The sequence below is a fragment of the Ruegeria arenilitoris genome, from assembly GCF_013035425.1.
Classification (GTDB): Bacteria; Pseudomonadota; Alphaproteobacteria; order Rhodobacterales; family Rhodobacteraceae; genus Ruegeria; species Ruegeria arenilitoris_A.
On record NZ_WQHX01000004.1, the window covers coordinates 365,243 to 379,107 of the forward strand.

General features: G+C 54.0%; 15 protein-coding genes. All 15 read left to right on the forward strand.

Annotated elements, in window-relative coordinates; translation table 11 throughout:
* Complete coding sequence (locus tag GOV45_RS14250) at window positions 1–1,224, forward strand: NADH-quinone oxidoreductase subunit D (RefSeq protein WP_170479050.1); 1,224 nt, start codon at window positions 1–3, stop codon at window positions 1,222–1,224.
* A complete protein-coding gene (gene nuoE / locus GOV45_RS14255) occupies window positions 1,224–2,327 on the forward strand; it encodes an NADH-quinone oxidoreductase subunit NuoE (RefSeq protein ID WP_170478959.1) in 1,104 nt (367 codons plus the stop codon). The genes GOV45_RS14250 and nuoE overlap by 1 nt, the downstream gene beginning before the upstream one ends.
* Window positions 2,328–2,358: 31 nt before the next feature.
* Entirely contained in the window at window positions 2,359–2,586 is a 228-nt protein-coding gene (locus tag GOV45_RS14260) for a DUF5337 domain-containing protein (protein ID WP_170478961.1), read from the forward strand.
* Between the two features lie 7 nt (window positions 2,587–2,593).
* Window positions 2,594–3,892, forward strand: a complete 1,299-nt coding sequence (gene nuoF / locus GOV45_RS14265) for an NADH-quinone oxidoreductase subunit NuoF (protein WP_170478963.1) — start codon at window positions 2,594–2,596, stop codon at window positions 3,890–3,892.
* A 5-nt stretch (window positions 3,893–3,897) separates the two neighbouring features.
* Window positions 3,898–4,314: an MAPEG family protein gene (locus GOV45_RS14270; protein ID WP_170478965.1), complete on the forward strand. Its 417-nt coding sequence runs from the start codon at window positions 3,898–3,900 to the stop codon at window positions 4,312–4,314.
* Entirely contained in the window at window positions 4,314–4,730 is a 417-nt protein-coding gene (locus GOV45_RS14275) for a hypothetical protein (RefSeq protein WP_254448007.1), read from the forward strand. Before GOV45_RS14270 ends, GOV45_RS14275 begins: the two co-directional genes overlap by 1 nt.
* A gap of 98 nt (window positions 4,731–4,828) precedes the next feature.
* Window positions 4,829–5,233 carry a DUF5333 domain-containing protein gene (locus tag GOV45_RS14280; RefSeq protein ID WP_170478967.1) on the forward strand — a complete coding sequence of 135 codons (405 nt, stop codon included), beginning with the start codon at window positions 4,829–4,831 and terminating at the stop codon, window positions 5,231–5,233.
* A 3-nt stretch (window positions 5,234–5,236) separates the two neighbouring features.
* Complete coding sequence (gene nuoG, locus GOV45_RS14285) at window positions 5,237–7,258, forward strand: NADH-quinone oxidoreductase subunit NuoG (RefSeq protein WP_170478968.1); 2,022 nt, start codon at window positions 5,237–5,239, stop codon at window positions 7,256–7,258.
* A gap of 51 nt (window positions 7,259–7,309) precedes the next feature.
* Window positions 7,310–8,347 (forward strand): NADH-quinone oxidoreductase subunit NuoH, encoded by a 1,038-nt coding sequence (gene nuoH / locus GOV45_RS14290; protein WP_170478970.1) that lies wholly within the window; start codon window positions 7,310–7,312, stop codon window positions 8,345–8,347.
* A gap of 2 nt (window positions 8,348–8,349) precedes the next feature.
* On the forward strand, window positions 8,350–8,844 hold the full coding sequence (gene nuoI, locus GOV45_RS14295; RefSeq protein ID WP_039524264.1) for an NADH-quinone oxidoreductase subunit NuoI: 495 nt from the start codon (window positions 8,350–8,352) through the stop codon (window positions 8,842–8,844).
* Window positions 8,841–9,251, forward strand: coding sequence for a carboxymuconolactone decarboxylase family protein (locus GOV45_RS14300; protein WP_170478972.1), 411 nt, complete (start codon window positions 8,841–8,843; stop codon window positions 9,249–9,251). The genes nuoI and GOV45_RS14300 overlap by 4 nt, the downstream gene beginning before the upstream one ends.
* On the forward strand, window positions 9,248–9,850 hold the full coding sequence (locus GOV45_RS14305) for an NADH-quinone oxidoreductase subunit J (protein WP_170478974.1): 603 nt from the start codon (window positions 9,248–9,250) through the stop codon (window positions 9,848–9,850). The genes GOV45_RS14300 and GOV45_RS14305 overlap by 4 nt, the downstream gene beginning before the upstream one ends.
* Before the next feature lie 4 nt (window positions 9,851–9,854).
* The gene (gene nuoK, locus GOV45_RS14310) at window positions 9,855–10,160 is read left to right on the forward strand and encodes an NADH-quinone oxidoreductase subunit NuoK (RefSeq protein ID WP_050602759.1); all 306 of its coding nucleotides are present in this window, start codon (window positions 9,855–9,857) and stop codon (window positions 10,158–10,160) included.
* 6 nt (window positions 10,161–10,166) lie between these two features.
* Entirely contained in the window at window positions 10,167–12,311 is a 2,145-nt protein-coding gene (nuoL, locus tag GOV45_RS14315; protein ID WP_170478976.1) for an NADH-quinone oxidoreductase subunit L, read from the forward strand.
* Window positions 12,311–13,855, forward strand: coding sequence for an NADH-quinone oxidoreductase subunit M (locus GOV45_RS14320; protein ID WP_170478978.1), 1,545 nt, complete (start codon window positions 12,311–12,313; stop codon window positions 13,853–13,855). The genes nuoL and GOV45_RS14320 overlap by 1 nt, the downstream gene beginning before the upstream one ends.
* The last annotated feature ends 10 nt before the right edge of the window (window positions 13,856–13,865 follow it).

Genomic DNA, 13,865 nt, shown 5'->3' on the forward strand with positions numbered 1-13,865 from the left:
ATGGACGGCTCTCGATACGATGACGGTAGCGCCGACGCGCTAAGTGGCGAGCAGAAGATTCGCAATTTCAACATCAACTTCGGCCCACAACACCCGGCAGCGCACGGTGTGTTGCGTCTTGTGCTGGAACTGGATGGAGAGATCGTGGAGCGTTGCGATCCGCATATCGGCTTGTTGCACCGTGGCACGGAAAAGCTGATGGAAAGCCGGACCTATCTGCAGAACCTGCCATATTTTGACCGGCTGGATTACGTGGCGCCAATGAATCAGGAACACGCATGGTGCCTGGCCATTGAAAAGTTGACAGGGGTCGAGGTGCCGCGTCGTGGCTCATTGATCCGCGTCCTTTATTCCGAGATCGGGCGCGTACTGAACCACTTGCTAAACGTGACCACTCAGGCAATGGATGTCGGCGCATTGACTCCGCCGCTTTGGGGTTTCGAAGAACGCGAAAAACTGATGGTTTTCTACGAGCGTGCGTGTGGTGCTCGTTTGCATGCTGCTTATTTCCGTCCTGGAGGAGTGCATCAGGACCTGCCGCCGGAACTGCTGGACGATATTGAGACATGGAGCCACGAATTTCCCTCTGTTCTAGACGACATTGATGGCCTGCTGACTGAAAACCGCATCTTCAAACAGCGCAACGCAGATATTGGCGTTGTGACCGAAGACGACATCCAAAAATACGGCTTTTCGGGCGTGATGGTGCGCGGATCGGGCCTGGCATGGGACCTAAGGCGTGCACAGCCTTATGAATGCTACGACGAATTCGAGTTCCAGATTCCCGTTGGCAAGAACGGCGATTGTTATGATCGCTATCTGGTGCGTATGGAAGAAATGCGCCAGTCGCTTCTTATCATTCGTCAGGCAATCGCCAAGATACGCGAATGCCCCGGTGACGTTTTGGCGCGCGGAAAGATCACACCGCCAAAACGCTCGGATATGAAGACTTCGATGGAGAGTCTGATCCATCACTTCAAACTTTACACTGAAGGCTTCCACGTACCTGCGGGCGAAGTTTATGCCGCTGTCGAAGCACCAAAGGGCGAGTTTGGCGTTTATTTGGTGGCTGACGGCTCCAACAAACCATATCGCGCCAAGCTTCGAGCGCCCGGGTTCCTGCATTTGCAAGCAATGGACCATGTTGCCGGAGGTCACCAGTTGGCCGATGTCGCTGCCATTATCGGCACGATGGATGTCGTATTTGGAGAGATAGACCGCTAATGCTTCGTCGACTGCATCCCGAGCAACCAGATAGCTTTGCCTTCACCGCCGCAAATCGGCAATGGGCCGAAGCGCAGATCACCAAGTACCCAGAAGGGCGTCAAGCCAGTGCGGTTATCCCGCTGCTTTGGCGCGCACAAGAACAAGAGGGCTGGCTATGCCGTCCAGCGATTGAGGCCGTCGCCGATATGCTTGGCATGGCCTATATTCGCGTGCTTGAAGTTGCGTCTTTTTACTTCATGTTTCAGCTTCAACCCGTTGGTTCTATTGCGCATATTCAGGTGTGCGGCACGACTTCTTGCATGATATGCGGGGCCGAGGATTTGATCGCTGTTTGCAAGGAAAAGATTTCGGCGAAACCGCATGAGCTGTCGGCAGATGGCAAGCTCAGCTGGGAAGAAGTTGAATGTCTTGGTTCCTGCACCAATGCGCCGATGGCTCAGATCGGCAAGGATTACTACGAAGACCTGACGGCCGAAAGTTTTTCCAGCATCATTGAAGATTTGGCGGCGGGTAAGGTTCCGACCCCTGGTTCGCAGAACGGACGCTACGCTGCGGAACCTTTGGGCGGATTGACCAGCCTAATGGAACATGAAGGCGACAAGCCGAAATACAATGCAAGCGTCGCTTTGGCCGCAGATCTGGGCGATACGATCAAAAGAATTGACGGAACTGAAATATCGATCCTTACTCCGTGGCTTGGTAAAGATGGCAAAGCGGCGGCTAACAAGACTTCACCGAAACCGCCAAAGGCGATGGCTCCGGGGAAGCCTGCTGTAAGACAGGCTGCCGAAGCCAAGGCCAAGGAAACAGATGACCAGCCAGAGATTCTGACGGACGCCCGAAATGGAAAACCTGACAATCTGAAACTTTTGAAGGGCGTAGGTCCCAAATTGGAACAGACCCTAAACGATCTCGGATTTTTCCACTTTGACCAGATAGCGAAATGGACGCCGGAAAACGTCGCATGGGTGGACTCCCGGTTGAAATTCAAGGGTCGGATAGAGCGAGATGGTTGGATTCAGCAAGCGGTCAAACTGGCGGCTGGCGAGGATACAGAATTTGCGAAGCGTGCCAAGAAAGATGGCATTTACGAAGACTGAACAACGGTGCCCAGCAAGGCATCAGGGTGAGATGGACAAAGACAAAGAACAGGCAATAGCCCGAAAGGGCCGACGTATTGGCGTGGTCATCGCGGTGACTATGCTTTTCTGGCTTGCGATGTCGCTATTTATTGGCCCCGCGATGGAATTGCCGGGGCGTTATGCGTTGCTTTTTGATTTTGCCGCTCTGGCAGGTTTCATCTACGCGGGTGTCAATATTTTTCAACTCTGGCGCATGCGTCAGGACAACCAAGGGTAAGCGAGCGATGCTGAAGGATCAGGACAGGATCTTTACCAACATCTATGGGATGCATGAGCGAACGCTAAAAGGCGCGGAAGCCCGCGGGCATTGGGACGGTACCGCAGGTTTGATCGGCAAGGGACGCGATTGGATCATTCAGACGATGAAAGACTCGGGTCTTCGCGGTCGCGGCGGCGCGGGTTTTCCAACTGGCCTGAAATGGTCATTCATGCCTAAGGAAAGCGACGGGCGCCCTGCTTATCTTGTTGTGAACGCAGACGAATCCGAACCCGGCACCTGTAAAGATCGAGAGATTATGCGCCATGATCCTCACACCCTGATCGAAGGATGCTTGATCGCTTCTTTCGCCATGAATGCGCATACTTGTTACATCTATCTGCGTGGCGAATACATCCGCGAGCGGGAGGCACTGCAGGCTGCGATTGACGAGGCATATGACGCAGGTCTTTTGGGCAAAAACGCCGCCGGATCGGGATGGGATTTCGATCTGTTCCTTCACCACGGTGCTGGAGCTTATATTTGTGGGGAAGAAACCGCGCTGATTGAGAGCCTTGAGGGCAAAAAAGGCATGCCCCGGATGAAACCTCCGTTTCCTGCTGGTGCGGGGCTTTACGGTTGCCCGACCACAGTGAACAACGTGGAGTCGATTGCCGTTGTACCGACTATCCTGCGGCGTGGTGCTGATTGGTTTGCTGGATTTGGGCGCCAGAACAACGCCGGAACCAAGCTTTTTGCGATATCTGGCCATGTGAACAACCCCTGCGTTGTCGAAGAAGCTATGTCGATTTCGTTTGAAGAACTGATCGAAACTCATTGCGGCGGCATTCGCGGTGGGTGGGATAATCTGCTGGCTGTAATTCCCGGTGGGTCCTCAGTGCCTTGCGTGCGCGGCGAAAACATGCGCGATGCAATAATGGATTTTGACTATCTTCGCGGCGAGTTGGGTTCGGGACTGGGAACGGCGGCCGTAATTGTGATGGACAAATCCACGGACATCATCAAGGCGATTTGGAGGCTTTCAAAGTTCTACAAGCACGAAAGTTGCGGACAATGCACACCATGTCGGGAAGGCACGGGTTGGATGATGCGGGTTATGGACCGCTTGGTCCGAGGCGAAGCCGAACTCGAAGAAATCGACATGTTGTTTGATGTGACCAAACAGGTAGAAGGTCACACGATCTGTGCCCTTGGCGACGCTGCGGCATGGCCAATTCAAGGCTTGATCCGCAATTTTCGCGAAGAGATCGAAGACCGCATCAAGGCCCAAAAATCAGGCCGTATTGGTGCGATAGCTGCGGAGTAATTCTAATGGAAGTATTTGCTGAATATTCCCACGCGATTGCCTCTTTGGTGATCTTTACATTGATCGTCCTTTTCATGTCGCCTTTCACGGCGTTGGCCAAGCAAGGAAAGGGGCTGGCTCCTGGGGGCACGCCGGAGCAGGATTATTCTGATAAGGCGTATCGACTGAACCGAGCCTATTTGAACGGGACTGAAACCTTACCTGCGTTCCTGACCGTTACGGTCGCCGCGATTCTTTTGGGCGCAAGCCCCTTTTGGGTGAACTTGCTGGCTTCGGTCGCTCTAGTGGCTCGGATTGTAATGCTGGTCATCCACTTGCGCGGTATTGGCAAACCGAATGCGGGTCCGAGGTCGATATTTTATGTTCTGGGTTGGGCATGCATGTTCATTCTGGGACTTATTGCGCTGGTAGCTGCATTCTGATGAACAGTGAAGCGGGACATAGGTTGAAGGCATGGCGCTATGGCGCTTTTGGCATGAGGAAACCCCGGGTTTCCTTACGTGTTCTTCTTTCTGCCTTCCTTTGTTTGGCTATTTTGTCCGGATGTGGAGCAAAATCGTCAAACAATCGTGTCCTGTTTGATGGAATATATTTTCGTGCCAACGCCCGTTCGGTAGACAAACGAGCGTCGCCTGCAGATTTCACTGTTACCGTGAATGGCGTCGGTGCCTCGCTAGATGGTGCTCGTGAGGCTGGGCGCTATGAGGGAATTAGGTTTTGTATTCGGAATTTTGGGTCTTCCAAAATCGAATGGAAAGTGGGGCCTGACTCCGAACCGCAAACGCTGCGTATCGAAAACGACAAACTGACATTTGCGGGAAAGTGTCAGCGGCCATGATCGAGAAAGGTTTTCAAAATAGGTTGGCTATGAAGGTGTTATTGCATAGCACTCGGTTCAGGCTTCGTTCTGTTTTGCACAGAACGAAAGGAAAGCCTATGTCCATTCTGAAAATGCTCCCATTGATAATAGCTGCTAGTGTTCCGGTCGCGGCCGAGGCAAAACCACCTTTGCGCGAAGTGAAAGAAATAGACAACGAACTCTACTACATCGCAGTTGCAAACGAAATTTCTGAATATTGCGAGTCAATCAGCGGACGCCGCCTGAAAGCGATTGGTGTGATGTGGGGGTTGAAATCCAAAGCAAACAGTCTGGGTTACTCGGATCAGGAAATTCGCGCTTACGTGGAATCGGATTCTGAAAAAGACAGAATGCGCGCCAAAGGTGAGGCATATCTGGCTCAGAATGGTGTGTCCTATGATAACCCGAAAACCTTCTGTTCCCTGGGTCGGAAGGAAATTGAAAGAAACAGCGCCATTGGCGTTTATTTGAGGGCGAACTAGACCATGTCTGACCTTCGCAAGATCAACATCGATGGACAGGAAATTGAAGTCGATGGGGCCATGACCTTGATTCAGGCCTGCGAGCAAGCGGGAATTGAAGTGCCCCGGTTTTGCTATCACGAGCGATTGTCGATTGCTGGCAATTGCCGGATGTGCCTTGTTGAGGTTGTGGGCGGCCCGCCAAAACCAGCGGCATCATGCGCGATGCAGGTTCGCGATCTGCGTCCGGGTCCGGAAGGACAGCCGCCGGTGGTCAAAACGAACTCTCCGATGGTAAAGAAAGCCCGTGAAGGGGTTATGGAGTTCCTGCTGATCAACCATCCGCTCGACTGCCCGATCTGCGATCAGGGCGGAGAGTGCGACCTACAGGACCAAGCGATGGCCTACGGCGTCTCTGGCTCGCGATTCAAAGAAGCCAAGCGAGCGGTGGATGATCTGGATCTTGGTCCGCTCGTTGGAACGGCGATGACACGGTGTATCTCTTGCACGCGTTGTGTGCGTTTCACAACCGAAGTCGCTGGGATCACTCAGATGGGTCAGACCGGGCGAGGTGAAGATGCGGAAATCACTTCATATTTGAACCAGACGCTTCAATCGAATTTGCAGGGCAACATAATCGACTTGTGTCCAGTCGGTGCGTTGACGTCAAAGCCATATGCCTTTACTGCCCGCCCGTGGGAACTGACCAAAACTGAATCCATTGATGTGATGGATGCGCTGGGTTCCAACATTCGCGTGGACGCCAAGGGTCGCGAGGTCATGCGGTTCCTGCCCCGAAACCACGATGGGGTTAACGAGGAATGGATCAGTGACAAAACGCGGTTTGTGTGGGACGGCCTGAGGCGTCAAAGGCTGGACAAACCGTATGTGCGAGAAAACGGTAAACTACGTCCGGCGACCTGGACCGAGGCGCTGACCAAAGCCGCAAACGCTCTGAAAGGCGCTGAAAAGCCCGCCGGGATTGTCGGTGATTTGGCTCCAACAGAAGCTGCGTTTGCACTGAAGCAACTTATCGAAGGGCAGGGCGGTGTTGTCGAATGCCGTACTGATGGAGCCAAGCTGCCTGCTGGCAACCGTGGAGCGTATGTGGGAACTGCTGCGATTGAAGAAATTGACACAGCCGAACGCATTTTGCTGATCGGGACGAACCCCCGGGACGAAGCTCCGGTTCTCAATGCCCGCATTCGCAAAGCTTGGACCCACGGGGCCGAAGTGGCTTTGATCGGGCCTGCCGTCGATCTGACCTATGATTATCACCACATGGGCGAAGACCGTGCCGCGTTGCAAAAGGTTGTCGATATGAGCGGTGACGACGAAATCAAGGCCAAGCGGACCTTGATCATTGTTGGCCAGGGCGCCTTGCAAGAGGCTGATGGTAACGCCGTTCTGGCTGCTGCTCAGACAGTTGCAGAAAATACAGAAAGCCGTCTGTTGGTGCTTCACATAGCGGCGTCGCGAGTCGGTGCGATGGACGTGGATGCGACTAACGAAAATGGTATGGAAGCAATAAGTTCGGCTGACGTGATTTACAATCTGGGTGCCGACGAGGTCGAGATCAGTGAAGGCGCATTTGTCATTTATCAGGGCAGCCATGGCGATAGGGGCGCACACCGCGCTGACGTGATCCTTCCGGGTGCCGCATACACTGAAGAAAACGCGTTGTTCGTAAATTCTGAAGGCCGCCCGCAACTCGCCATGCGGGCAGGGTTCGCGCCAGGTGAGGCCAAGGAGAATTGGGCGATTCTTCGGGCCCTGTCGGCAGAGCTGGACGCAACCTTGCCGTTCGACACTTTGGCGCATTTGAGAACTGCGTTGATCGAAGCTGTCCCGCATTTGGCTCAGGTAGACGAAGTGATCGAAAATAAGGTGCAGCCTTTAAAGCCAGCGAAGCTTGGCAAGGCCACCTTCCGTTATGCAATCAAGGATTTCTATCTGACGAACCCGATTGCGCGCGCTTCACAACTGATGGCTGAACTCTCAGCGCAGGCTAAGGCGCTCAAGACAGACAGGATCGCCGCAGAATGAAAAAAAATGCCGATCAAAATGTAATTCCGACGATCCACGGTGTGAGGACAAATGGCTGATTTCTTTAACACCCCCGGCGGAATAGCCATAATTATTCTCGCGCAAGTGCTTGCCGTTGTAGCCTTTGTGATGATCTCGCTGTTGTTCCTTGTCTACGGTGACCGCAAGATCTGGGCGGCTGTCCAGATGCGGCGCGGCCCCAATGTGGTTGGCGCGTATGGCCTTCTGCAATCTGTGGCCGATGCATTGAAATATGTCGTCAAAGAAGTGGTCATTCCAGCGGGAGCAGACCGTACGGTATTCATCCTTGCTCCGCTGACCTCTTTCGTTTTGGCCATGATCGCCTGGGCTGTAATCCCGTTTAACGATGGCTGGGTGCTATCGGACATAAATGTGGCCATTCTCTACGTTTTCGCCGTCTCGTCACTCGAAGTTTATGGCGTGATAATGGGCGGTTGGGCGTCGAACTCAAAGTACCCGTTCCTTGGTTCACTTAGGTCTGCCGCACAGATGATTTCCTACGAGGTCTCAATTGGCCTGATCATCATAGGTGTGATTATCTCAACCGGTTCGATGAACTTTGGCGAGATCGTGCATGCGCAGGATGGTAGGTTCGGTTTCTTTAGCTGGTACTGGCTGCCGCACTTTCCCATGGTCTTTCTGTTCTTCATTTCGGCATTGGCGGAAACCAACCGGCCTCCGTTCGACCTGCCCGAGGCAGAGTCGGAATTGGTCGCCGGTTATCAGGTCGAATACTCGGCGACACCATTCCTGCTGTTCATGGCCGGCGAATACATCGCGATCTTCTTGATGTGCGCACTGACCACGCTGCTATTCTTTGGTGGCTGGCTGTCGCCAGTCCCGGGCTTGCCGGACGGCGTGTTGTGGATGGTCGGCAAGATGGCGTTCTTCTTCTTCCTCTTCGCAATGGTCAAGGCGATTACACCTCGCTACCGCTATGACCAACTGATGCGCTTGGGCTGGAAGGTGTTCCTGCCATTTTCGCTGGCATGGGTGGTTTTCGTGGCTTTCGCAGCGAAATTCGACTGGTTCTGGGGCGCGTTTGCCCGTTGGAGCGTAGGAGGCTGAGCATGACCCAAATCGACTACACCCGCGCCGCTAAGTACTTCCTGCTGCAAGACTTCTGGGTTGGCATGAAGCTGGGGCTGAAGTATTTCTTCGCGCCCAAGGCGACCGTGAACTACCCGCACGAAAAAGGTCCTCTGTCGCCGCGCTTCCGGGGTGAACACGCCCTGCGCCGCTATCCGAATGGTGAAGAACGCTGCATCGCCTGCAAACTGTGCGAGGCGATCTGCCCGGCGCAAGCCATCACCATCGACGCCGAACCGCGCGAGGACGGCAGCCGCCGTACCACGCGCTATGATATCGACATGACCAAGTGCATCTACTGCGGATTCTGCCAAGAAGCCTGCCCAGTCGATGCCATCGTCGAAGGCCCGAACTTTGAATTCGCCACCGAAACGCGGGAAGAGCTGTTCTATGACAAGGAAAAACTGCTGGATAATGGCGAACGCTGGGAAGCCGAGATCGCCCGCAATCTGGAAATGGACGCGCCGTACCGATGAGCGACAGCCCGACAAATCCGTTTGAGCTGATGATGAAGCAGGCTCAGGACATGGCCAAGGCGATGAACCCGGCGATGGAGAATTTCTCGCCCAAAGGGTTCGAGGCGCTTTGGCCGACAATGCCCAAAGAAGTCATGGAGATGATGTTTGGAAACACCGTCAACACCGACGGCTTGGACGCCAAGACCCGTCTTCTGTTGACGTTGGCGGGGTTAACATGTCAGGGCGCACAAGCGGACACTGCAGTACGCCAGACTGTGCGCCACGCGCTTGAAGCCGGGGCCAGGAATCAAGAGATCGTGGAAACGATCGGACAGATGTCGGTCTTTGCCGGCATCCCGGCCATGACTCGCGCCTTGGATTTGGCGCAAGAGGTCATGGGCGGCAACGAGGATAAGGATCAATGACCGTCTTTGCCTTTTATCTGTTTGCCATCAGCGCTATCGCCGGAGGGTTGTTCACAGTAATCAGCCGCCAGCCGGTGCATTCGGTGCTGTGGCTGATCCTTTCCTTCCTGTCCGCGGCGGGGCTGTTCGTTCTGCTGGGGGCCGAGTTCGTGGCGATGCTGCTGATCATCGTCTACGTGGGCGCGGTCGCGGTTCTGTTCCTGTTCGTGGTGATGATGCTGGACGTCGACTTTGCCGAATTGAAAGCCGAGATGGCACGATACATGCCACTGGCCCTGCTGATTGGTTTGGTCATCCTGATGCAGTTCGTCATGGCATTTGGCGCCTGGGACAGTGCCCAGGACGCGGCGGCCAATCTTGCGCAGCCAGTTCCGGCGGATCGCCATAACACCGAAGCGCTGGGGGTCATTCTTTACGACCAATATTTTCTTCTGTTCCAATTGGCGGGCTTGATCCTGCTGGTAGCCATGATCGGGGCGATCGTGCTGACGCTGCGCCACCGTCAGGATATCAAGCGTCAGGACATCGTCGGCCAAATGATGCGCGATCCGGCCAAGGCAATGGAATTGAAAGACGTGAAACCGGGGCAGGGGCTGTGAAAAGATGATCGGACTTGAACACTATCTTACGGTCGCGGCGACGCTGTTCGTCATCGGCATCTTCGGTCTCTTCCTGAACCGCAAGAACGTCATCATCCTGCTGATGAGCATCGAGTTGATGCTGTTGGCGGTGAATATCAACCTCGTGGCGTTTTCCAGTTTCCTCGGCGATCTGGTCGGGCAGGTGTTCACGCTGTTCGTGCTGACCGTGGCGGCGGCCGAGGCGGCGATTGGTCTGGCCATTCTGGTCTGTTTTTTCCGTAATCGTGGATCGATCGCGGTTGAAGACGTTAATATGATGAAGGGGTAAGGGATCATGGAAACGACTATCCTTTTTGCCCCTTTGGTGGGTGCCTTGCTTTGCGGGTTCGGCTGGAAATTCATTGGCGAGCAGGCTGCTATGTGGACCGCAACAGGGCTGTTGTTTTTGGCATGTTTGCTAAGCTGGATTGTGTTCCTGTCATTCGACGGCCAAACGCAGCATATTGAAATCCTGCGTTGGATTGAAAGCGGATCGCTCTCGACAAGCTGGGCAATACGCTTGGACAGGCTGACGGCAATTATGCTGATTGTGGTGACGACTGTTTCGGCGCTCGTGCATCTATACTCTTTTGGTTACATGGATCACGATCCGCAATGGCGCGAAGGCGAAAGCTATAAGCCGCGTTTCTTTGCCTATCTGTCATTCTTTACTTTTGCGATGCTGATGCTGGTGACTGCGGACAATCTTGTCCAGATGTTCTTTGGCTGGGAAGGCGTCGGCGTGGCATCCTATCTTTTGATCGGCTTTTATTACCGCAAACCGTCAGCCAACGCAGCCGCGATGAAGGCCTTTATCGTGAACCGTGTAGGTGACTTTGGCTTTGCGTTGGGAATATTCGCGATCTTCTTCCTGACTGACAGTATTAACTTTTCAGACGTATTCGCGTCGGCTCCTAAGCTGGCTGAGACGCAGTTGTCTTTCCTTTGGGGAGAATGGACTGCGGTCGAGGTTATCTGCGTGCTTCTGTTCATCGGTGCGATGGGAAAATCGGCACAATTGATCCTGCACACATGGTTGCCGGACGCCATGGAAGGCCCCACGCCGGTTTCTGCGCTCATCCATGCCGCGACCATGGTTACCGCCGGTGTTTTTCTGGTTTGCCGCATGTCACCGCTTATGGAGTTCGCGCCGGGTGCGACTGGATTTGTAACATTCCTAGGAGCGTCGACGGCATTCTTTGCCGCCACCGTGGGCTTGGTACAAACCGACATCAAACGCGTGATTGCGTATTCGACCTGTTCCCAGTTGGGCTACATGTTCGTGGCAGCGGGTGTCGGGATGTATTCGGCCGCGATGTTCCACTTGTTGACACACGCCTTTTTCAAGGCGCTGCTTTTTCTCGGGGCAGGATCTGTGATCCACGCCATGCATCACGAGCAAGAGATGACCGAGTACGGCGGGTTGCGTAAGAAAATCCCTTACACCTTCTGGGCAATGATGATCGGAACATTGGCGATCACCGGTGTTGGCATCCCGCTTACTCATATCGGTTTCGCCGGTTTTCTGTCCAAAGATGCAATTATCGAGAGCGCGTTTGCAGGCGGAACAGGATACGCGTTCTGGATGCTGGTTATTGCGGCGGTATTCACTTCATTCTACAGCTGGCGCCTGATTTTTCTTACGTTTTATGGGGAACCGCGAGGCGACAAGCATACTCATGAGCATGCGCATGAAAGTCCTATGACCATGTTGGTCCCGCTAGGCGCTCTGTCATTGGGTGCGGTATTTGCCGGGATGATCTGGTACAGCAACTTCTTTGGTCATGCCGATAAGGTGGGTAAGTTTTATGGTATCCCCGTCGCCGAGGCGGCCGAACACGGCGATGTAGCTCATGCGGACTCTGGGCATGCCGATGACGACCATGGTGACAGTACGACCACCGATGAAGGCCATGATAACGACGCCGCGCATGATAAACCGGAAGGACACAGCGGGGATCACCACTACGCTTTTGTTGGAGAACCAGGAGAAGGCGCGCTTTATATCGCACCTGACAATCATGTTCTGGACGAAGCACACGCGGTCCCCAAGTGGGTAAAGGTATCACCATTTGTCGCTATGCTGCTGGGCTTTGTGGTGGCTTACTGGTTCTACATGGTGAACACTTCACTACCGGCGCGTCTGGCCGCGAACCAACGACCGTTGTACCTGTTCCTGTTGAACAAGTGGTATTTCGACGAAATCTACGAAGTCGTCTTTGTAAAACCCACCGTCGCTCTTGGGCGTTTCCTGTGGAAACGCGGTGACGGCAACACCATCGACGGATTCCTGAATGGAGTAGCAATGGGCGTCGTACCCTTCTTTACGCGCCTCGCGGGCAAGGCGCAGACCGGTTACATCTTTACTTACGCCTTCTGGATGGTTCTGGGCATCGCGGCTCTTGTCACCTGGATGTCGATCGGCGGAGGCGCGAACTAATGGACAATATCCTTTCCATTGTCACGTTTATCCCAGCAATCGCAGCAGGTATTCTGGCGCTGTTCCTTCATGGCGAAGATGTGGCTGCGCAGCGAAATGCGAAATGGGTGGCTTTGGTCGCGACGACCGTGACCTTCCTGGTCTCGATCGGTATCTACACGGGCTTTGATCCGTCCAACACTGGCTTTCAGATGGTGGAAGAAGGTCAGTGGCTTATGGGCCTAAAGTACAAAATGGGCGTGGATGGTATCAGCGTTCTTTTCGTATTGCTGACCACTTTTATCATGCCGTTGACCATTCTCGCCAGTTGGGAGGTCACAACCCGCGTCAAAGAGTACATGATTGCTTTCTTGCTATTGGAAACCCTGATGCTGGGCGTTTTCATGGCGTTGGATCTGGTGCTGTTCTACTTGTTCTTCGAAGCGGGCCTGATCCCCATGTTCCTGATCATCGGCATATGGGGCGGGAAAGATCGTATCTATGCCAGCTTTAAATTCTTCCTCTATACATTCCTCGGTTCGGTTCTGATGCTGGTTGCGATGGTAGCCATGTATGCAGATGCGGGTACCACTGATATCGAAGCTCTCATGAGCCATCAGTTCTCCTCTGACGGGTTCAGTGTGCTGGGAATTTATGTAGTTGGCGGCCTGCAAACGCTGATGTTCCTGGCATTCTTTGCTTCATTTGCAGTGAAGATGCCAATGTGGCCAGTGCACACATGGTTGCCGGACGCACACGTTCAAGCACCTACCGCCGGGTCGGTGGTGCTGGCTGCGATCCTGTTGAAAATGGGTGGCTATGGCTTTTTGCGGTTCAGCCTGCCGATGTTCCCAGTAGGGTCGGCGGTGATGACCGATCTTGTGCTATGGATGTCTGCGATTGCAGTGGTTTACACCTCGTTGGTGGCGCTGGTGCAGGAGGATATGAAAAAGCTTATCGCTTATTCATCGGTCGCGCATATGGGTTTTGTGACCATGGGTATTTTTGCTGCGAACCAGCAAGGGATCGATGGCGCAATCTTCCAGATGCTGAGCCATGGGTTCATTTCCGCCGCATTGTTCTTGTGCGTCGGAGTAATTTACGACCGTATGCACACCCGCGATATCGAGGCATATGGCGGCCTGGTAATCCGGATGCCTGCCTATGCGCTGGTGTTCATGCTGTTCACCATGGCCAACGTCGGTCTGCCAGGTACCAGCGGGTTCATCGGCGAGTTCCTGACGCTCATGGGCGCTTTTCAAGTGAATACTTGGGTAACCGCTGTAGCTGCGACCGGTGTGATTTTTTCTGCAGGATATGCGCTGTGGCTGTACCGTCGGGTGGTGTTTGGCGATTTGATAAAGGAAAGCCTGAAATCGATCACGGATATGAGCGCGCGCGAGCGACTTGTTTTCGCACCGCTGATCATCATGACCATCCTTCTGGGCGTGTATCCTTCATTGGTGACCGATGTGATCGGGGATACGACTGCAGCGTTGATTTCGAACTATGACACGGCCTTGGCCGCGGCTGAGGCGGCGACCCAGACGGCCGCCTCGCATTAAGGGAGCTTTG